The sequence below is a fragment of the Xenophilus azovorans DSM 13620 genome (assembly GCF_000745855.1).
In the GTDB taxonomy this organism is placed as follows: domain Bacteria; phylum Pseudomonadota; class Gammaproteobacteria; order Burkholderiales; family Burkholderiaceae_C; genus Xenophilus; species Xenophilus azovorans.
This window is the reverse complement of sequence record NZ_JQKD01000006.1, coordinates 217,998-236,814: the sequence shown is the minus strand read 5'-3', so window position 1 is coordinate 236,814 and position 18,817 is coordinate 217,998. Positions and strand designations below refer to the sequence as shown.

Below are 18,817 nucleotides of genomic sequence, written 5' to 3'. Positions count from 1 at the left end.
GGCCGCGGCTTAAGACTTCCTGCCCTTCTTCGCGGCCCGGCCGGCCCGGTTCAGCGCGACGGCCTCGCGCACCAGCGCCTGGAAGGCCGCGGCGTCGACCTCCTCGCCTTCGCGGATGTCGATCGCGCGGCGCACCTTGCCGTCCAGGCTCGCGTTGAAGAGGCCGGCCGGGTCCGGCAGCGAGGCGCCCTTGGCGAAGGTGAGTTTCACGACGCTCTTGTAGGTCTCGCCGGTGCACAGGATGCCGTCGTGCGACCACACCGGCGTGCCGCCCCATTTCCATTCCTCGACGGCCTGCGGGTCCGTCTGCAGGATGAGGCCGCGCATCCGCTCGAGGGTGCGGCCGCGCCAGTCGCCGAGTTCGGCGATCCTGCGCGTGATGCGTTCGCCGGCCGACGGGCCGGTGCTCGTGTCGGGTGGGTTCATGCCGGAAGTGTGCGCCGCCGGCGTGGCAGGGCCAAGCACCCCACGTTCATCGCGCCGGCGCCGAAGGCAGCGCCACGGCGGCGCGCAGCCCCCCGTCGGGCCCGGCCGCATCGAGCGCCAGCCGTGCGCCCAGCAACTGCGCGTAGCGCGCCACGATCGCCAGCCCGAGGCCGGCGCCCTGTCCCAGCCGCTGCCCGTCGGGCCCCTGCGCCCAGCGCTGCATGAGGTCGCGCCGCGCGGCCTCGGGGATGCCCGGGCCGTCGTCGGCCACGGCCAGCGTGCAGGTGCCGGCGGCCGGGTCGGCGCGCAGTTCCACGGTGACGGTGCGCCCGCCGTAGCGCAGCGCGTTGTCGATCAGGTTGTCGAGGATGCCTTCCACCAGCGCCGCGTCGGCCAGCACGGCGAAGTCCTGCGGCGCGCCTTCGTCCAGGCCCCGCGCGCCCAGGTCCACGCCCCGGGCGTCCGCGCGGGCCAGGTGGCGCAGCACGGCCTCCTGCACCAGCCGGTCCAGCGGCACGGGCTCGCGCTGCAGCACCGCATCGCTCTCGTCGGCCAGGGCCAGCGCCAGCAACTGGTCGACGCGGTGGCTGGCGCGCGCCTCGCTGGCGCCGATGCGCTCCAGCTGCTCGCGCCACACCGCGGGCGAAGGGTGGCCCAGCCCGTACGCCACCAGCGCGCGGATGCCCGCCAGCGGGGTGCGCAGCTCGTGCGCCACGGTGCCGGCGAACTCGCGCTGCGCGCGCACGCTGCCGCCCAGTCGCCCGAACAGGCCGTTGAGCGCCTGGCCCAGCCGTTCGATCTCGCGTGCCGTGGGCGGCACCCGCACCGGCGACAGGTCGCTCGCGTCGCGCCGCTCCAGCGCGTCGTGCAGCGACACCAGCGGCGCGAGATCGCGCGCGATGCCGCGCCACAGCCATAGCGCCAGCAGCGCCAGCAGTAGCACCTGCGGCAGGGTGGCGTAGAGCAGCACCCGCTCGGCCAGCGCGACGCGCGTGACGGTGGTATGGGCGACCATCACGCGGTAGTCGCCCACCTCGGCGCCGGCCGCGTCCGCCACGTGGCGGCGCAGCACCACCGCCCGCACCGGCTGCCCCAGGTGCATCACCTCCGAGAAGCGGTAGCCCTCGCCCGCGGCCGGCTGTTCGGCGCCGATCGGCTCGCCCGAGAGCAGGCTGCCGTCGGGCCGGCGCACGGCGTAGTACACCGTCTCGGCCTGGTCGAACAGCGCCGCCGTCAGCTCGCGCGGCGTGAGCTGCAGCGCCACGCGCCCGTCCGGCCCCGGCCGCACGTTGGAGGCGATGGAATACGCGTCGTCCAGCAGCGCGCGGTCGAAGGCCTGCTGGGTGAAGAAGTTGGCGACGAGGAAGGTCACCAGCGTGCCGGCCAGCCAGGTCAGGGCCAGCGGCAGCATCACGTGCCGCAGCACGCGGGTGCCGAGCGCGGGCGCGGGGCGGCCGCTCAGGCGGCGCGCCGGTGGGTCGCGGCGCTCAGGGATGCTCCGCCTCCAGCAGGTAGCCGATGCCGCGCAGCGTGCGGATGGCCGCGCCGCTGCCGGCGAGCTTCTTGCGCAGGCGCGAGATGAAGGCCTCCAGCGCGTTGTCGCCCAGCGCCTCGTCGAAGCCGGAGAGCTTGTCGGACAGGGTGCGCTTGCTCAGCGCATGGCCGGGCGGGCTCATCAGCTCCCACAGCACCTCGAACTCGCGCGCCGGCAGGTCCAGCGCCTCGCTGCCGACGAAGAAGCGGCGCGCCCGGCGGTCCAGCCGCAGCCGGCCGAGCAACGCCACGTCCTGCGTGCCCTGGGCGCGGCGCGCCAGGGCGCGCAGGCGCGCCTCCACCTCGGCCAGGTCGAAGGGCTTGCCCAGGTAGTCGTCGGCGCCGGCGTCCAGGCCGGCGATGCGCTCCTCGGTGCGGTCGCGCGCGGTGAGCACCAGCACCGGCGTGCGGTCGCCGCGCGAGCGCGCCTGGCGCAGCACCGCCAGCCCGCTGCCCTGGCCGCTGCCGCGCTGCGCCCGCTCGGGCAGGTTCAGGTCCAGCAGCACCGCGTCGAAGGGCTGCACGCGCCACAGGTACTCGGCCTCCTCCACGCTGCCGGCGATGTCCACGCGGTGGCCGGCGTCGTTCAGGCTGCGCAGCATCACGTCGCGCAGGGTGGCGTCGTCTTCGACGAGGAGGATTCGCATGGCTTGAAGCGGTGGTGGACAGGCGCGATGATCGGCGGCCACGGCCGGCGCCGCCAGTGCGGCCGCCCATGCACCCACGGGACGGGCAGGTCAGGCTGCGGTCAGGGTGGACCCGCCGCCCACCGGGCGCAGGCTTCCTTTCAACGTGCCGTCCCGCGCGGCCGCCGACAGCCCCGACAGCTTGCAGGACCCCCGATCATGCCCGCACCGCCGACACCCACGCCACCCGAGCTGCGCGTGCTCGCTCCGGCCGACCTCCGCCCGATGCGCCAGTTGCTGGACGTGTTCGGCACGGCCTTCGGCGAGCCGGCGGCCGACGCCGCGCTGCGCCCCGGCGACGCCTACCTCGAGCAGCTGCTGGGCAGCCCGACCTTCGTCGCCATCGCGGCGCTGGAAGCGGGCACGGTCGTCGGTGGCCTGGCCGGCTATGTCCTGCCCAAGTTCGAGCAGGAGCGCAGCGAGTTCTACATCTACGACCTGGCCGTGGCCGAGGCGCATCGCCGCCGCGGGATCGCCACGGCCCTGATCCAGCGCCTGCGGCGGCTGTGCGCGCAGCGCGGCATCTACGTGATCTTCGTCCAGGCCGATCACGGCGACGACCCGGCGATCGCCCTGTACAGCGGGCTCGGCATCCGCGAGGACGTGCTGCACTTCGACATCGCGCCCGCCGACGGCGCTGACTGACGGCTGCGTCAGCGCCCCGGCCGCCAGCGGCGCAGCAGCAGCGCGTTGGCCATCACGCTCACGCTGGAGGCCGCCATCGCCGCGCCGGCCACCACCGGGCTGAGCAGGCCGAAGGCGGCGAAGGGGATGCCGACCACGTTGTAGAAGAAGGCCCAGAACAGGTTCTGGCGGATCTTCGCCACCGTGCGATCGGACAGCGCCAGCGCCGCATCGACCAGCGCCAGTTCGCCGCGCATCAGCGTGATGCCGGCCGCCTCCATCGCCACGTCGGTGCCGCCGCCCATGGCGATGCCGACGTCGGCCGCGGCCAGCGCGGGTGCGTCGTTGGCGCCGTCGCCGACCATCGCGACGACGTGCCCACCCTGGCGCAGCTCGCCGACGGCCGCCGCCTTGTCGCCCGGCAGCACCTGGGCGCGCACGTCGGCCGCGTCGATGCCCACGCGCGCCGCCATCGCCTGCGCCGCCTGCAGGTTGTCGCCGGAGATCATCACCACGCGCAGGCCGCGCGCACGCAGTTGCGCGACGGCCTCGGCGGCGCCCGGCTTGGGTTCGTCGCTGAAGGCCAGCAGGGCCACGCGGCGCGGCGCGGCGGCCTCGCCTCCGGGCCAGTACAGCAGCGCCGACACCGATGCGCCGGTGGCGAGGAATCGCTGCGCCTCGTCCGCCGGCACCGGCACGCCCAGTTCCTCGCACCATCGCAGGCTGGCGATGGCCCAGGTGCCGCCCTCCACCCGACCGCGCACGCCGCGGCCCGGCACGGCCTCGATGGCCTCGGCCGATGGCCAGGCCACGTCGCGCGCCTTCGCCTCGCGCACCACGGCGCGCGCCAGCGGGTGCTCGCTGCCGCTTTGCAGCGCCGCGGCCATCGCCAGGGCATGTGCCTCGTCCTCGCCGGCCGCGGGTGCCAGCGCCGACAGCACCGGCTGGCCGCGCGTGAGCGTGCCCGTCTTGTCGAAAGCCACCGTGTCCACGCGGTGCGCCAGCTCCAGCGCGCGTGCGTCCTTGATCAGGATGCCGTGCTTCGCCGCCACGCCGGTGCCCGCCATCACCGCCACCGGCGTGGCCAGCCCCAGCGCGCAGGGGCAGGCGATCACCAGCACCGCCACCGCATGGATCAGCGCCGCCTCCACGCCGGCGCCGCCGACGAACAGCCAGCCCAGCAGCGTCAGCAGCGCGATCACCAGCACCACCGGCACGAACACCGCCGCCACCTTGTCCACCAGCCGCTGGATCGGCGCCTTGGCGGCCTGCGCGTCCTCGACCAGCCGGATGATGCGCGCCAGCACACTCTCGGCGCCGACGGCCGTGACCTCCGCCACCAGCCGGCCCTCGCCGTTGACCGAGCCGCCGGTGAGCCGGTCGCCCTCGGCCTTGGCCACCGGCAGCGGCTCGCCCGTGAGCATCGATTCGTCCACCGACGAGCGGCCCTCGACCACCCGGGCATCGGCCGGCACGCGCTCGCCCGGGCGCACCGCCACGCGGTCGCCGGCGCGCAGTTCGGCCACCGGCAGGTCCGATTCCTCCCAGCGCGGGCCGCGCCTGCGCAGCAGGTGCGCCAGCTCGGGCCGCAGGTTCTGCAGCGCGCGGATCGCGGCGGTCGCCTGCCGCTTGGCGCGTGCCTCCAGCCACTTGCCCAGCAGCACCAGCGCGATTACCACCGCCGAGGCCTCGAAGTACAGGTGCGGCGCGTCCATGCCGTGCCCGGCATGCCCGCCCGCCGCCCAGCGCCACCACAGCCACAGCGACAGGCCGAAGGCCGCGCTGGTGCCCAGCGCCACCAGCAGGTCCATGTTGCCGGTGCCGGCGCGCGCCGCATGCCAGCCGGCGCGGTAGAAGCGCGCGCCCAGCCAGAACTGCACCGGCGCGGCCAGCACGAACTGCAGCCAGGGCGGCAGCATCGCGTCGATGCCGAAGGGCGAGAGCAGCATCGGCAGCACCAGGGGCGCGGCCAGCAGCAGCCCGGCCGCCACCGGGCCGAAGCCGGACCAGGGCGAGGCGTCCGCCTGCACGCCTCCGTCGGCCGCGCGCGGCGCATAGCCGGCATCGCGCACCGCCCGGGCCAGCTGCGGCATCGCGTCGTCGCCGGCGGCGCCCGCCAGCGTGACGCGCGCCGACTCGGTCGCCAGGTTCACGCTCGCGTCCTGCACGCCGGGCACCTTGCGCAGGGCGTTCTCCACCCGCGCCACGCAGGAGGCGCAGGTCATGCCCTCCACGCCGAGGTCGAGGGTCTGGAAGGCGGGAGAAGAAGAGGAAGAAAGGGTCTGGGAAGCCATGCCCCGGAGGCTAAGGTCTGACATCGTGTGAGGGTCAAGCCCCGTCACCGAAACAGGGCCCGCTTGACCTTGCCATCATGTCAGGGTTCAGACTTGCAGCCTTCTTCATCCCGTTCGCAAGGACCACGACATGACCACCGCCTCTTCTCCTTCTTCTTCCCAGCATTTCCAGGTCGAGGGCATGACCTGCCAGCACTGCGTGCGCTCCGTGCAGGATGCCGTCTGGTCCGTCGACCCCGAGGCCGATGTCCAGGTCGACCTGCCCGCGGGCCGCGTCGACGTGGCCAGCGCCCAGCCGCGCGACCGCCTGGCCGCGGCCATCGGCGGGGCCGGCTACCGCGTCCAATCATGAGCGCTTCCGTCTCCATCGGCGTCGCGGCCGAGCGCTCGGGCGTCTCGCCGCGCATGGTGCGCCACTACGAGGGGCTGGGCCTGCTGCCGCCCGTGACGCGCACCGAGAGCGGCTACCGCCAGTACACCGAGGCCGACGTGCACACCCTGCGCTTCATCCGCCGCGCGCGCGACCTGGGCTTCTCGATGGACGAGATCGCCGAGCTGGTCGGCCTCTGGCACGACCGCGGCCGCGCCAGCGCCAGCGTCAAGCGCATCGCGCAGCAGCACCTGGGCGAACTGGAGCAGCGCATCGCCGCGCTGCAGTCCATGCACCGCACGCTGTCGCACCTGGTGCACTGCTGCCAGGGCGATCACCGGCCGGACTGCCCCATCCTCGACGACCTGGCCCGATAGTCCCTGCCTTCTCCCCACGCCCTCTGGATAACTTTGTGAGCAACTCACGTATTTCCTTGTAAAGCCAACATAACTCGTTGATTTTCAAGGTGAATCTACAGATTGCCCGATTTTTGTGCAGTGCACATCTCGGGCGGCGCGGGCCTCTTTCCCAGATTTTTGAGCGGCTGTCAAAGGACAACTCTGGGGAGATTTCCGGCACAAGCGTTCCCTTGTCCACAGGCCCGGCGGCCCGCCACAGGTTGTTCGCCTTCCGGCGACAGCACGGAAGCAGGGCTGCGCACAGCGCTCCGGCATCGCCAAGCCCTTGTCCGGCCGCGGAAAAACGCCCCTTTCCACAGCGCAGGCGGACCCTTAGCTACTACTACTAATCAGATAAGAAAGACAAAGAGAAAAGAAGAGGCGCCCGTGCATATTCGGCCGAGTGGCGTATCGCCCACGCTGCACGGCCCCCGGCGCCCCCGTGCCGGCCCACGGGCCGGGCTACCATCCGCGGCCATGTCCACCAAGCTGCGCATCCTGGTCGTTGAGGACGAGTCCGGCATCGCCGACACGCTGCAGTACGTGCTGAAGAGCGACGGCTTCGAGCCGGTGTGGTGCGAGACCGCCGAGGCGGCGCTGGCCTCCTTCGCGGCCGAGCCGCCGGCGCTGGTGGTGCTGGACGTGGGCCTGCCGGACCTGAACGGCTTCGAGCTCTTCAAGCGCCTGCAGGACCGGATGCGCGGCGGCGGCGCACCGGAGGTGCCGGTCGTCTTCCTCACCGCCCGCAGCGACGAGATCGACCGCGTGGTCGGCCTGGAACTGGGCGCCGACGACTACATCGCCAAGCCCTTCTCGCCGCGCGAGCTGGTGGCGCGGGTGCGCACCATCCTGCGGCGCAGCCAGCGCGGGGCCGCGGCGGCGGCCCCGGCGGCAGCATCGCCGCCCCCCGCCGCGCCCGCGCTGCCCTTCGCCATCGATGCCGAGCGCATGCTGATCCGCTACTACGGCCGGCCGCTGGAACTTTCGCGCTACGAATACGGCCTGCTGCGCGTGCTGGTGCAGCGGCCGGGCCGGGTCTTCACCCGCGACGAACTGCTCTCGCTGGTGTGGGACGAATCCAGCGACAGCTTCGACCGCACCGTGGACGCCCACGTCAAGACGCTGCGCGCCAAGCTGCGCGCCATCGCGCCCGAGGTCGATCCCATCCGCACCCTGCGCGGCACCGGCTACGCGCTGGCGGAAGACCTGCCGGCCGCGCCGGTGTGATGCTCTCTCGCCGTACCCGCATCTTCATCGGCATCCTGTTGCTGTACGCGGCGGGCATCGGCGTGCTGCTGTACCGGGTGATGGCCGACATCGACCCGCGCTACCGCGAGTCGGCCGAGGAATCGCTGGTCGAGACCTCGCAGCTGCTGGCCAGCCTGGTCGAGCAGGACGTGGTGGCCGGCGCCATCAACCCGGCGCGGCTGGAGCCGCTGTTCCGCAGCGTCTACGCGCGCGAGTTCTCGGCCCAGATCTACAACCTGCACAAGCGGCGGGTGGAACTGCGGGTGTACGTCACCGACCGCGCCGGCCACGTGCTCTTCGACTCCACCGGCCGCGCCGGCGGCGCCGACTTCTCGGGCTGGCGCGACGTGCGCCTGACGCTGGACGGCCGCTACGGCGCCCGCACCACGCGCGACGTCGCCAGCGACCCGCTCAGCTCCGTCATGTACGTCGGCGCCCCGGTGCGCTGGAACGGCGAGATCGTCGGCATGGTCAGCGCCGGCAAGCCGGTGCAGAGCTTCGGGCAGCTGGTGCAGGGCGCGCGCGAGCGCACGCTGGCCGTGGGCATCGGTTCGGCCGTGGCGCTGCTGCTGCTGGCGCTGATCCTCTCGGTGTGGCTGGTCCGGCCTTTCGGCCTCACGGCCGACTACCTGCGCTGGCTGCGCGCGCAGCGCGGCTTCCACCCCGTGCGCATGGTGCGCCAGGGCCTGCTGATGGCGCGCGCCGCGGCGCACGAGATGCGCGACGCCGTCACCGGCCGCAACAGCACGGCCGATGCCATCCAGACCTTCACCCACGAGATCAAGAGCCCGCTGTCGGCCATCCGCGGCGCCGCCGAGCTGGTGCAGGAGCCCGGCATGCCGGGCGAGGAGCGCGAGCGCTTCCTCGGCAACATCGTGCGCGAGACCCAGCGCATCCAGGAGATCGTCGACCGCATGATGGAGCTGGCGACGCTGGAGGCGCGCCGCGTGCTCGACCGCGTGCAGACCGTGCCGCTGCGCCCGCTGCTCGAGGAGGTGGCCGACAGCGCCCGCACCGCCGCCGCGCGCCGCGATGTGCGCATCCGGGTCGAGGCCAAGGCCGACGCGGCCGCCGAGGGCGACCCCTTCCTGCTGCGCCGCGCCGTCGCCAACCTGCTGGCCAACGCGGTGGACTTCTCGCCCGAGGGCGGCGAGGTCGTCGTCGGCCTGGCCGCCACTTCGCGCCAGGCGCGCATCACCGTGCGCGACCAGGGCCCGGGCATCCCGGCCTACGCGCGCGAGAAGGTGTTCGAGAAGTTCTACTCGCTGGCCCGCCCGCACAGCCAGAAGAAGAGCACCGGCCTGGGCCTGGCCTTCGTCAGGGAGATCGCCGCGCTGCACCAGGGCCGCGTCGAGCTGGGCAACGCGGCCGGCGGCGGGGCGATGGCGGTGCTGACGCTGCCGCTGTCCACGGCGCGGCGGGAGCCGGCGGCGTTCTGACTTGTAAAAGGACCTTATAAGGACTAAATTCAGTCCTTTCTTTTCCTTTCCTCTCGTCCGGCCAAGCCATGCGCTATTCATCCCAAGTCAAGCCGATCAGCTACCTCAAGGCCCATGCGGCCGAGGTGCTGGCACAACTGGCCGACGCGCGCGAGCCCCTGGTCATCACCCAGAACGGTGAAGCCCGGGCCGTGCTTCAGGATGTGGCTTCCTTCGAGGAAACCCAGGAAACGCTCGCCATGCTCAAGATCCTTGCGCTGGGCCGCGAGGACATCGCCGCGGGCAAGGTCAAGCCGGTGGCAGACGTGGTGGCCCGTCTTCGCGGCAAACGCACCACGGGCCGATGAGCAGTCGCTTCGAGGTGCTGCTCACGGCAGGCGCGGAGCAGGACCTGGAGGAGATCCATGGCTACATCGCGCAATTCGACAGCCCGGCCCGCGCGGACCATGTGCTGGACCGGCTGATGGAGGTGGTAGCGAGCCTGGCGCACTTTCCCGAGCGGGGCAGCTACCCGAAGGAACTGGCGGCGCTGGGCATCAAGGCTTATCGACAGACCACCTTCAAGCCCTATCGGGTGATCTACCACGTCGAGGACCGGAAGGTCTTCATCCACATGATCGTGGATGGCCGGCGGGACATGCAGGGTGTGCTGGCCCGCCGGCTGCTTCGGCCCTGAGCCGGGACTTCAGCGGAACAGATCCAGGATCCGGTTGCGTTCCCTCGATTCCCCCTGCGGTGCCGGCGCCTGCTGCCCCATCGGGAACACGCCCAGCTCGGCCGGCACGTTGCTGCCCATGCCGGGCATCGTGCCCGCCTCGTAGCCGGGCGTGCCGGGGCCGTAGGGCGACCACGAGGGCTCCACGTCCAGCGACTGCACGCCGCTGCCGTTCGCGTACTCCGTGTACATCCAGTCGCCGGCCACGTCGGTCACGCCCTCCGGCGCGGCGGGCTTGGCGACCGGCACGCCCTTGAGCGCGGTCTTCATGTAGGCCGTCCACACCGGCAGCGCGACGCTGCCGCCCGTCTCGCCGCGCACGCCGAGCTGGCGCGGGGTGTCGTAGCCGACCCAGGCGATACCGACGCGCGTGGGCTGGAAGCCGGCGAACCAGGCGTCGAAGGAGTCGTTGGTGGTGCCGGTCTTGCCGTACAGGTCGTCGCGGCGCAGCGCGGCGTACGCCTTGTAGCCGGTGCCGCTCCTCACCACGCTGTTCAGCAGCGTGTCCATCACGAAGGCGTTGCGCGCGGGGACGGCGCGCTGCGCCTCGTCGGGCCGGGGCAGCGGCATGTCCTCCAGCACCTGGTCGCGCGCGTCGGTGATGCGCGTGACGAGCTGCGGCTGCACGCGCAGGCCGCCGTTGGCGAAGACGGCATACGCGGCCGCCATCTGCATCGGCGTCACCGAGCCGGCGCCCAGGCCCATGGTGAGGAAGGCCGGGTGCCGCGCCGGATCGAAGCCGAAGCGGCCGATCCACTCCTGCGCGTACTGCGGGCCGATGGACTGCAGCACGCGGATGGTCACCAGGTTCTTCGACTTCTGCAGCGCGGTGCGCAGCGTCATCGGGCCGTCGTAGGTGCCGTCGTAGTTCTTCGGCTCCCAGGGCTGGCCGCCGGTGGCGGCGGCGTCGAAGACCAGCGGCGCGTCGTTGACCAGGGTGGCGGGCGAGAAGCCCTTTTCGAGCGCGGCCGAGTAGATGAAGGGCTTGAAGCTGGAGCCCGGCTGGCGCCACGCCTGCGTGACGTGGTTGAACTTGTTCTTGTTGAAGTCGAAGCCACCCACCAGCGCGCGCACCGCGCCGTCGCGCGGGTCCAGGCTGACGAAGGCGCCTTCCACCTCGGGCAGCTGCGCCACCTCCCAGCCCTTGCCGCTGGGCTCCAGGCGGACGATGGAGCCGCGCGCGATGCGGATGGCCTGCGGCGCCTTGGGCGCCAGCGCGCGCTGCACCGGCTGCAGGCCGCGGCCGGTGATCTCCACCGTGTCGCCGTTGGCGCGGGCGGCGACGAGCTTCTTCGGGCCCGCCTCCAGCACCACCGCGGCCACCAGGTCGCCGTTGTCGGGGTGGTCGGCCAGCGCCTCGTCCACCGCCTGGTCCAGCGCCTTCGGCTCGGTGGGCAGCTCGGCGACGAAGCCCTCGGGCCCGCGGTAGGGCTGGCGCTGCTCGTAGTCCATCAGCCCGGCGCGCAGCGCGGCGTACGCCGCCCGCTGGTCGGCCGCGGTGAGGGTGGTGTAGACCTTCAGCCCGCGCGTGTAGGCGGCCTCGCCGTACTTCTCGACCATCTGCTGGCGCACCATCTCGGCCACGTACTCGGCATGCACGCGCTCGGGGTCGACGGCGGCGCGCAGCTTCAGCGGCTCGGCGCGCGCGGCCTCGGCCGCGGCGGCGTCGAGGTAGCCGGTGTCCACCATGCGCTGGATCACGTACTGCTGGCGCGCCACCGCGCGGCGCGGGTTGGCCACCGGGTTGTTGGTGCCCGGCGCCTTGGGCAGGCCGGCCAGCATCGCGGCCTCGGCCACCGTGAGCTGCTGCACCGGCTTGCCGAAGTAGGTCTGCGCGGCGGCGGCGAAGCCGTAGGCGCGGTTACCCAGGTAGATCTGGTTCAGGTAGATCTCGAGGATCTGGTCCTTGTTGAGGTACTTCTCCAGCTTCCAGGCCAGCAGCGCCTCGTTGAACTTGCGGCTGAAGGTGCGCTCGCTGCTGAGGAACATGTTGCGCGCCACCTGCTGCGTGATGGTGGAGGCGCCCTGGTGCACGCGGCCCTTGAGCGTGTTGGCGATCACGGCGCGCGCCAGGCCGCGGTAGTCGAGGCCGCCGTGCTGGTAGAAGCGCGCGTCCTCGGTGGCGAGCACCGCGTCCTTGAGCACGCGCGGCATCTGGCCGATGGGCACCAGCTGGCGCCGCTCCTCGCCGAACTCGCCGATCAGCTCGCCGTCGGCGGTGAACACGCGCAGCGGCAGCTTGGGCTGGTAGTTCTCCAGCGAGGAGACGTCCGGCAGCCGGTGCCAGGCCACAGCGGCGGCCACGCCCAGCGTCAGCGTGGCCAGCAGCGCCAGCGCCGCGGCACCCCCGGCACCCCACAGCAGGAGACGGCGGGTGCGCGGGTCGGAGAGAAAGGCGGGTTTTCGCATGAAAAAGAGGGAGAAGAGGGAAAAAGCGATCAGGCTCGCGGCGGCCCGGCAGGCGAAGCCGGGGAGGCGGCGTCGGCGCCGCCTCCTTCAGACAGCGCATACCAGTCGACGTTCCGCGTGGCGAGCATCAGCACGGCCAGCATGCCGAAGGTCAGCAGCGCACCCAGCAGCAGGGCGTTGCCCTCGGAGGCCAGCAGGACGTAGAGCGCCGCATACAGCACCGCCACGAAGCCCGCGAGCACCGCGCCGCGCCGCCAGCCGCCGAGCACTGCGCTGAAGTAGGCCATCAGCAGCGCCACGCTGGCGCCAGCCGAGGCCGCATAAGCGGGCAGGAAGCTTAGCTTTTCCGACAGGGCCAGCAGCAACAAAAAGAACAGGGCGACGGACAGGCCCACCAGCGCGTACTGCACCGGGTGCAGCCGCAGGCGGCGCAGCAGCTCGCACATGAAGCTGGCCATCAGCACCAGGCCGATGAACAGGGCGCCGTACTTGGCAGCGCGGTGCGCCATGAAGTAGATGTTGACCGGCTGCGACAGCGCCACGCCGAAGGTGTCGGTCTCGCGCATCGGCACGCCGGCGGCGCGTGCCGCGGATGCCGCCGCGCTGGCCGCGGCGATGCAGGCCGAGTCGCCGCCGGCGCAGGCGACGTCCATCGGGGGCGAAGCCTGCTCGGCCGTCCAGCGCTGCAGCAGTTGCGTCCGTGCCGTGCTCACCAGCGAGGAAATGCGCCAGCGTGCGTCGAAGCCGCCATCCGTCACCGTGCGCTCGGCCGGCAGGAAGCGCCCGCCGAAGCTGGGGTGCGGCCAGGGCGAGGCGATGTGCGCCTCGGTGTCGTCGGCGGCCGGTACCAGGTCCAGGCGGCGCTGGCCGACCAGCTTGAGCGCGAGCTTGAAGTCCATCGGCTCGCCGGCCAGCACGCGGCGCGCCAGCTCGGGCGGCAGCGGCGCATGGATGCCCTGGGGTGCGCCGCCGACGCCCGGCACGCCCTGGGCGAAGCGCAGCGGCGTGCCGTCCAGCGTGGCGTCGGGCAGGCCCTCGATGCCGCGCACGTCGCTCACCGAGAAGGCCAGCACCGGCGTGCCGGGCACCAGCGTGGCATCGCGCTCGGTGGGGCGCGGCGCCGGGCCGGCGGCGGCGAAGCGGCCGTCGAAGCCGGCGTCCAGCTTGTAGAAGAGCACGCGGAACAGGCCGCGGTAGCGCTCCTCCGGCTGCAGGCTGCCGTCGATGCGCAGCTGCTGCGGGAAGGCCAGCACCGTGCGCGGCTTGCTGCGCCGGCTCTGGCCGATCACCTTGCCCTGGCTGTCGCGCTCGGTCTCGGTCCACTGCTCCACGTAGGGCAGCACCAGGAAGGGCCCGGTCACGGTCTGCGCGCCGGCGTAGGTGGAGGCCAGCTCCTCCTCGGCCTCGCTCTGGCTGGCGCCGCGCTCGCCCACCAGTTCCTCGATGCGGCCGAGCGGGATGCACAGCAGCAGCCAGAGCAGCAGCAGCACGAGCACCTTGACGAGCGCCGACTGGCGCAGGGTGCGGGCGAGTTGATGGATCACGTCTTCTTCTCCTTGGCTTCGTTTCGTGTGACAGGCGACGGGGCCGATGCTCGCCACCGCAGCCGAAGCCGGTATGAAGGCTTCGCCACGCGGACTTCACGCCCACTTCACACAGCGCCGGGGCCTTCGCACGCGCTTCCTTCTGCCTTCTCGGCATGCCGGGACAGTGGCGCCATGCGTCACCACCGAGGAAGAAACCGCGCCATGAACACCGCCGAAACTCCAGAAGACATCGCGCCGCCGCGCCGCGGCCGCTGGCTGTGGCTCGCCACCGCCGGCCTGGCGGCCGCCGGCTTCGCGCTGCTCGTCGCACGCCCGCTGCATGCGCAGCCCGCCGACGCGCCGCGCCAGAAGACCGAGAGCCCCTACTTCTTCGTCAAGAGCGATTCGCCCGACGTGGACCGCCTGCCGCTGAAGGGCACCGACGTGCAGGTGCGCATCTCCGGCGTGATCGCCGACGTCACCGTCACGCAGACCTACCGCAACGAGGGCCAGCGGCCGATCGAGGCGAAGTACGTCTTCCCCGGCTCGACCAAAGCCGCGGTCGGCGGGCTGAACGTGCGCCTGGCCGACCGCCTGATCACCGCGCAGATCCGCGAGAAGCAGCAGGCGAAGATCGAGTACGAGACCGCGAAGAAGGAAGGCAAGACCGCCGCCCTGCTGGAGCAGCACCTGCCCAACGTCTTCCAGATGAACGTCGCCAACATCCTGCCCGGCGACGACGTGAAGGTGGAGCTGCGCTACACCGAGCTGCTGGTGCCGCAGGGCGGCAACTACCAGTTCGTCTTTCCCACCGTCGTCGGGCCGCGCTACAACAGCCCGCAGTCGTCGCAGGCGAACGCGAAGTGGGTCGCGCAGCCGACGCTGCGCGCGGACGTGGCACCGGACACGCGCTTCACGCTCAAGGCCAGCATCGACACGCCGCTGGGCATCAAGGAAGTGCGCTCGCTCACGCACGCCATCGACGTCAAGAAGGACGGCGAAGGCCGCCACGCCGACGTGGTGCTCACCGCCGACGGCCGTCCGCTGGACAACCGCGACGTGGTCATCGACTACCGCCTCGCCGGCGAGAAGATCGAGTCGGGCCTGATGCTCCACAAGGGCCAGGGCGAGGGTGCGGAGAACTTCTTCCTCGCCATGATCGAGCCGCCCAAGGCCGTGCCGGCCAGCGCCATCAGCCCGCGCGACTACATCTTCGTGGTCGACATCTCGGGCTCGATGCACGGCTTCCCGCTCGACACCGCCAAGACCGTGCTGGAGCGCCTGATCGGCGGCCTGCGGCCCAGCGACACCTTCAACGTGCTGCTGTTCTCGGGCAGCAACCGGATGCTGAACGCGCACTCCGTGCCGGCCACGCGCGCCAACATCGAGCAGGCGATGGCGACGATCAGGAACTACAACGGCAGCGGCAGCACCGAGCTGATCCCGGCCCTGAAGCGCGCCTACGCCGAGCCCAAGGCAGAGGGCGTGTCGCGCAGCATCGTGGTCGTCACCGACGGCTATGTCACCGTCGAGCGCGAGGCCTTCGATCTGGTGCGCCGCAACCTGAACAAGGCGAACCTGTTCTCCTTCGGCATCGGCTCCTCGGTCAACCGGCACCTGATGGAAGGGCTGGCGCGCGCCGGCATGGGCGAGCCCTTCATCATCACCGACCCGGTGCAGGCACCCGAGCAGGCGGCGCGCTTCCGCCGCATGATCGAATCGCCCGTGCTGACCAACGTGCGCGCCGTGTTCTCCGGCCTGGACGTCTACGACGTGGAGCCCGCGGTGCTGCCCGACGTGCTGGGCGAGCGCCCGGTGATCGTCTTCGGCAAGTGGCGCGGCGAAGCCCGTGGCGGCGTCACCATCGAAGGCCGCAGCGCCGCCGGCCCCTGGAAGCAGGAAGTGCGCATCGACGGCCGCACCCCGCAGGACGCCCCGGCCCTGCGTGCGCTGTGGGCGCGCCACCGCATCGCCGCGCTGAGCGACCAGGAGGCGCTGGAGGGCGGCGACGGCCAGCGCCAGGCCATCACCGGCCTGGGCCTGAAGTACAGCCTGCTGACGCAGTACACCAGCTTCATCGCGGTGGACAAGGTGGTGCGCAACACCGCGGGCAGCACCGCCGTCGACCAGCCCCTGCCGCTGCCGCAGGGCGTGAGCGAGAACGCGCTCGGCGCCGAGGTGCCCAGCACGCCGGAACCCGAGGTGTTCGGCGCGATGGCGGTGGCGCTGTCGATGCTGCTGATGCTGCGCCGGCGCGCGCGCCGCCACGACCCGCGCAAGCACACGGCATGAGGAACCGGCCATGACGCTCACGCACCTCGCCACCCGCCACCCGCGCTGGCTCGACGCCGGCATCCGGCTGGACCGCGTGCCGCCCGCCGCCTGGCTGGCCGCGCAGGCGCTCACCCTGTGGCCCACCTGGCGATGGATGGCGGCGCGCCTGGCCGACGGTTCCGACGACCCGCTGGGCCTGCTGGCCCTGGCCGCCCTCGCGGCCTTCGCCTGGCAGCAGCGGCGCGAGCTGCGCGCGGCGCCGCGCCTGGGCCTGCTGGCCTGCGCAGGCGCGTTGACGCTGGCGGCCAGCCTGCTGCGCGCCGGCCTCCTCGGCCTGCCCGCGCTGCCTCCGCTGGCCGCCGGCCTGCTGGCCGTGCTGGCGCTGGCGGCCGGCCTGCTCGCCTTCCTGCCGCGCCGGCAGGCCGCGGCGCCGGTGCTGGGCCTGGCGGTGCTGGCGCTGCCGCTGCTCTCGTCGCTGCAGTTCTACGCCGGCTACCCGCTGCGCGTCCTCACCGCCGAGGCGGGGCGCTGGCTGCTGGCGCCCTTCTTCGACGTGGCGCGCGAGGGCAGCAGCCTGTGGATCGACGGGCAGCTGGTCATCGTCGATGCGCCCTGCTCCGGCGTGCAGATGGTGTGGCTGGGCTACTTCACCGCCTGCGCGGTGGCGCTGTTCCTGATGCGGTGCACCGACCGGCGCTTCCTCGCCCGCCTGCCCGCCGTCAGCGCGCTGGTGCTGGCCGGCAACGTGCTGCGCAACGCCGTGCTGGTCGGCCTCGAGGGCGCGGGCCGGCCGCTGGCGCCGTGGGCGCACGAGGCGCTGGGCCTGGCCGTGCTGGCGGCCGTGTGCGGCGGCATCGCCTGGGCCATGCTGCGGCCGGCCGGCGCTGCGGCAGCGCCGCGCGCGAACCCGGGAGACCGCCATGCGCTGGCCTGACGCCCCGTGGTCCGCCCGCTGCTTCGCCAACACCTTCGCGCACCGCGTGCTGCACAAGGCGCTGTTCGCCCTGGCGATGGCGCTCTGCCTGGTGGCCACCTTCGCGGGCGGGCACGAGGGTGGCCCCTCGCTCGCCGCGTCCACCGCGCACGAGTGGCCGCGCGAATGGGACGGCGCGCCGCTGCGCCCGCTGGCCCTGAGCGCCGTCGAGGCCCGCTTCGCCCGCCAGTTCCCCGGCGACATCGCGCGCATGACCGACGAGCGCCACCTCTACGTGCTGCGCCACGTCGTGCGGCCCACCCGCATGCTGCATCCGGCGGCGGACTGCTACCGCGCGCTGGGCTGGCGCATCGAGCGCACACGCCTGGAGCGCGACGAACAGGCGCGCCTGTGGCGCTGTTTCCACGCCCGGCGCGACACAAGTGGCGCTTTGCGCGTGTGCGAGCGCATCGAGGACGCCGCGGGCCAGGCTTTCACCGACACTTCGGCCTGGTACTGGGCCGGGGTGGGCGGACGCTCCACCGGCCCGTGGCAGGCGGTGACGGTCGTCACGCCGCTGTGAGCCTGGATCCGCGAGAGGGAGTGTGTGAAGAAGGCCTTGCGTTTCGTGCTGTGGAGCCTGCTGGCGCTGCTGCTGACGGCGGCGGTGGCACTGGCCCTGATCGTGAAGATCGCCCTGGCGCCGGCGAAGGACGAGTGGGCGATGCAGCGCCGCATCGGCCCGCTGACGCTGGACCTGGGCGTGCCCACGCTGATCCGCCTGGCCACCACGCCCTGGTTCGCGCCCTGGCTCGACGGCCGGCGCTTCGACACCGCGCACGGCCCCGTGCAACTGCACTGGAACGAGGAGCGCCGCCAGCTGCAGGTGCGCTGCGCGCCCTGCCAGGCGGCCGTGCCCGCGCTGGGGCCGCAGCCGCTCAGGCTGGAGCACCTGGGCATCACCGTGCGCCGCGACGCCGGCCGGCTGGCCGGCGAGCTGGAGGCGGTGCCGCCACAGGGCACGCCCAACGGCGGCCCCCTGCAGGGCCGGTGGACCGGCCTGCTCACGCAGCGTGACCTGCGCGTGGAGGCCGACCTCGCCGACGCGCCCATCGCCCGCTGGTACGCGGTGCTCACGCCCGAGCTGCCCGAACTGCAGCGCGCGCAGATCGGCGGCACCGCCGGGCTGAAGGTGCAGTTCACGCTGCCGGGCGGCGCGGCAGGCCCGCTCGGCGTGCAGCCGCGCGTGGCGCAGTTCACCGTCGCCGGCCTGGGCACCGAGGCGATGCTGGGCGCGCGCACCGCCTGCGGCCCCGGCGCCGGCCTGCGGGCCGACAGCTGGCTGGCGCGCGCCGTGATCGCCGCCGAGGACCAGCGCTTCTTCCAGCACCCCGGCTACGACCTGGTCGAGCTGGCCGCCGCCTTCGACCGCAACCAGCACAAGGGCGGCATCGACCGCGGCGGCAGCACCATCACCCAGCAGCTCGCCAAGATGCTGGTCACCGGCAGCGAGCGCACGCTGGAGCGCAAGCTGCGCGAGATGCTGTACGCGGTGGAGATGGAGCAGACCCTGGGCAAGGCGCGCATCCTGCAGCTCTACCTGGACAACGCGCCCTGGGGCCGCGTGTGCGGCGCCGAGGCGGCGGCGAAGTCGTACTTCCGCCGCAGCGCGCTGCGGCTGGAGCCGGCGCAGGCCGTGTGGCTGGCGTCCATGCTGCACGCGCCGAGCCTGGCGGCGGAGCGCTGGGCGCGCGAGGGCGCGCTCGACCCGCAGCGCGTGAAGTGGGTGGCCGAAGGCGTCCGCGGCATCTCGCGCGCGCAGCGCGAGAGCCTGCTGCGTGCGGTGGACAAAGCCCGCTATCCCTGGCTGGCGGACTAGCCGGCCGGGCGCTCCAGCCGCATCCGTAGCGCCGACGAGACGACCCCCGGCCCGCCCCGCGGCGGTGCGCGCCGCGCGGCCCG

Annotated in this window: 17 protein-coding genes; 11 read left to right on the top strand and 6 right to left on the bottom strand. The window is 72.8% G+C overall.

Annotated elements, in window-relative coordinates; all coding sequences use genetic code 11:
- Nucleotides 1–9 precede the first annotated feature (9 nt).
- From Q392_RS05390 to Q392_RS05380, 3 genes are all read right to left on the bottom strand, one after another.
- The gene (locus Q392_RS05390; RefSeq protein ID WP_038202507.1) at nt 10–426 is read right to left on the bottom strand and encodes a DUF1801 domain-containing protein; all 417 of its coding nucleotides are present in this window, start codon (nt 424–426) and stop codon (nt 10–12) included.
- Between the two features lie 46 nt (nt 427–472).
- On the bottom strand, nt 473–1,837 hold the full coding sequence (locus Q392_RS05385) for a sensor histidine kinase (protein ID WP_084216862.1): 1,365 nt from the start codon (nt 1,835–1,837) through the stop codon (nt 473–475).
- A gap of 76 nt (nt 1,838–1,913) precedes the next feature.
- On the bottom strand, nt 1,914–2,606 hold the full coding sequence (locus Q392_RS05380; RefSeq protein ID WP_038202501.1) for a response regulator transcription factor: 693 nt from the start codon (nt 2,604–2,606) through the stop codon (nt 1,914–1,916).
- Between the two features lie 198 nt (nt 2,607–2,804).
- Here Q392_RS05380 and Q392_RS05375 point away from each other — a divergent pair, with 198 nt between their 5' ends.
- Entirely contained in the window at nt 2,805–3,290 is a 486-nt protein-coding gene (locus Q392_RS05375; RefSeq protein ID WP_038202499.1) for an AAC(3)-I family aminoglycoside N-acetyltransferase, read from the top strand.
- Nucleotides 3,291–3,298: 8 nt separating this feature from the next.
- Here the strand turns inward: Q392_RS05375 and Q392_RS05370 are convergent, their stop codons facing one another.
- Nucleotides 3,299–5,563, bottom strand: a complete 2,265-nt coding sequence (locus Q392_RS05370) for a heavy metal translocating P-type ATPase (protein ID WP_038202497.1) — start codon at nt 5,561–5,563, stop codon at nt 3,299–3,301.
- A 130-nt stretch (nt 5,564–5,693) separates the two neighbouring features.
- Here Q392_RS05370 and Q392_RS05365 point away from each other — a divergent pair, with 130 nt between their 5' ends.
- The 6 genes from Q392_RS05365 (at nt 5,694) to Q392_RS05340 (ending at nt 9,694) form a co-directional block, all read left to right on the top strand.
- Nucleotides 5,694–5,915 carry a heavy-metal-associated domain-containing protein gene (locus tag Q392_RS05365; RefSeq protein ID WP_038202494.1) on the top strand — a complete coding sequence of 74 codons (222 nt, stop codon included), beginning with the start codon at nt 5,694–5,696 and terminating at the stop codon, nt 5,913–5,915.
- Nucleotides 5,912–6,310: a Cu(I)-responsive transcriptional regulator gene (gene cueR, locus Q392_RS05360; protein ID WP_038202492.1), complete on the top strand. Its 399-nt coding sequence runs from the start codon at nt 5,912–5,914 to the stop codon at nt 6,308–6,310. The genes Q392_RS05365 and cueR overlap by 4 nt, the downstream gene beginning before the upstream one ends.
- Nucleotides 6,311–6,808: 498 nt before the next feature.
- Nucleotides 6,809–7,558 carry a two-component system response regulator CreB gene (gene creB, locus Q392_RS05355; protein WP_038202490.1) on the top strand — a complete coding sequence of 250 codons (750 nt, stop codon included), beginning with the start codon at nt 6,809–6,811 and terminating at the stop codon, nt 7,556–7,558.
- Entirely contained in the window at nt 7,558–9,018 is a 1,461-nt protein-coding gene (creC, locus tag Q392_RS05350) for a two-component system sensor histidine kinase CreC (protein WP_038202488.1), read from the top strand. The genes creB and creC overlap by 1 nt, the downstream gene beginning before the upstream one ends.
- Before the next feature lie 68 nt (nt 9,019–9,086).
- Nucleotides 9,087–9,365: a type II toxin-antitoxin system Phd/YefM family antitoxin gene (locus Q392_RS05345; protein ID WP_038202486.1), complete on the top strand. Its 279-nt coding sequence runs from the start codon at nt 9,087–9,089 to the stop codon at nt 9,363–9,365.
- Nucleotides 9,362–9,694 (top strand): type II toxin-antitoxin system RelE/ParE family toxin, encoded by a 333-nt coding sequence (locus Q392_RS05340; protein WP_038202483.1) that lies wholly within the window; start codon nt 9,362–9,364, stop codon nt 9,692–9,694. Before Q392_RS05345 ends, Q392_RS05340 begins: the two co-directional genes overlap by 4 nt.
- A 9-nt stretch (nt 9,695–9,703) precedes the next feature.
- Here Q392_RS05340 and Q392_RS05335 read toward each other — a convergent pair whose 3' ends face one another.
- Both Q392_RS05335 and creD read right to left on the bottom strand, forming a co-directional pair.
- The gene (locus tag Q392_RS05335) at nt 9,704–12,142 is read right to left on the bottom strand and encodes a penicillin-binding protein 1A (protein WP_084216850.1); all 2,439 of its coding nucleotides are present in this window, start codon (nt 12,140–12,142) and stop codon (nt 9,704–9,706) included.
- A 29-nt stretch (nt 12,143–12,171) separates the two neighbouring features.
- The gene (gene creD / locus Q392_RS05330) at nt 12,172–13,686 is read right to left on the bottom strand and encodes a cell envelope integrity protein CreD (protein ID WP_245610641.1); all 1,515 of its coding nucleotides are present in this window, start codon (nt 13,684–13,686) and stop codon (nt 12,172–12,174) included.
- Nucleotides 13,687–13,890: 204 nt separating this feature from the next.
- On the opposite strand from creD, the gene Q392_RS05325 reads away from it, so the two are divergent.
- The 4 genes from Q392_RS05325 to Q392_RS05310 are packed head-to-tail and all read left to right on the top strand — an operon-like array spanning nt 13,891 to nt 18,734.
- Complete coding sequence (locus Q392_RS05325) at nt 13,891–15,960, top strand: VIT and vWA domain-containing protein (protein ID WP_051952923.1); 2,070 nt, start codon at nt 13,891–13,893, stop codon at nt 15,958–15,960.
- Between the two features lie 10 nt (nt 15,961–15,970).
- A complete protein-coding gene (xrtQ, locus tag Q392_RS05320; protein ID WP_051952921.1) occupies nt 15,971–16,876 on the top strand; it encodes an exosortase Q in 906 nt (301 codons plus the stop codon).
- Nucleotides 16,863–17,438: a hypothetical protein gene (locus tag Q392_RS05315; protein WP_038202480.1), complete on the top strand. Its 576-nt coding sequence runs from the start codon at nt 16,863–16,865 to the stop codon at nt 17,436–17,438. The genes xrtQ and Q392_RS05315 overlap by 14 nt, the downstream gene beginning before the upstream one ends.
- Before the next feature lie 45 nt (nt 17,439–17,483).
- Entirely contained in the window at nt 17,484–18,734 is a 1,251-nt protein-coding gene (locus Q392_RS05310) for a biosynthetic peptidoglycan transglycosylase (protein WP_245610647.1), read from the top strand.
- Nucleotides 18,735–18,817: the final 83 nt, after the last annotated feature.

Coding starts and splice junctions, on each gene's coding strand:
- Q392_RS05390 (WP_038202507.1), bottom strand. CDS start 426: ATGAACCCACCCGACACGAGCACCGGCCCGTCGGCCGGCGAACGCATC.
- Q392_RS05385 (WP_084216862.1), bottom strand. CDS start 1,837: ATGCTGCCGCTGGCCCTGACCTGGCTGGCCGGCACGCTGGTGACCTTC.
- Q392_RS05380 (WP_038202501.1), bottom strand. CDS start 2,606: ATGCGAATCCTCCTCGTCGAAGACGACGCCACCCTGCGCGACGTGATG.
- Q392_RS05375 (WP_038202499.1), top strand. CDS start 2,805: ATGCCCGCACCGCCGACACCCACGCCACCCGAGCTGCGCGTGCTCGCT.
- Q392_RS05370 (WP_038202497.1), bottom strand. CDS start 5,563: ATGGCTTCCCAGACCCTTTCTTCCTCTTCTTCTCCCGCCTTCCAGACC.
- Q392_RS05365 (WP_038202494.1), top strand. CDS start 5,694: ATGACCACCGCCTCTTCTCCTTCTTCTTCCCAGCATTTCCAGGTCGAG.
- cueR (WP_038202492.1), top strand. CDS start 5,912: ATGAGCGCTTCCGTCTCCATCGGCGTCGCGGCCGAGCGCTCGGGCGTC.
- creB (WP_038202490.1), top strand. CDS start 6,809: ATGTCCACCAAGCTGCGCATCCTGGTCGTTGAGGACGAGTCCGGCATC.
- creC (WP_038202488.1), top strand. CDS start 7,558: ATGCTCTCTCGCCGTACCCGCATCTTCATCGGCATCCTGTTGCTGTAC.
- Q392_RS05345 (WP_038202486.1), top strand. CDS start 9,087: ATGCGCTATTCATCCCAAGTCAAGCCGATCAGCTACCTCAAGGCCCAT.
- Q392_RS05340 (WP_038202483.1), top strand. CDS start 9,362: ATGAGCAGTCGCTTCGAGGTGCTGCTCACGGCAGGCGCGGAGCAGGAC.
- Q392_RS05335 (WP_084216850.1), bottom strand. CDS start 12,142: ATGCGAAAACCCGCCTTTCTCTCCGACCCGCGCACCCGCCGTCTCCTG.
- Q392_RS05325 (WP_051952923.1), top strand. CDS start 13,891: ATGAACACCGCCGAAACTCCAGAAGACATCGCGCCGCCGCGCCGCGGC.
- xrtQ (WP_051952921.1), top strand. CDS start 15,971: ATGACGCTCACGCACCTCGCCACCCGCCACCCGCGCTGGCTCGACGCC.
- Q392_RS05315 (WP_038202480.1), top strand. CDS start 16,863: ATGCGCTGGCCTGACGCCCCGTGGTCCGCCCGCTGCTTCGCCAACACC.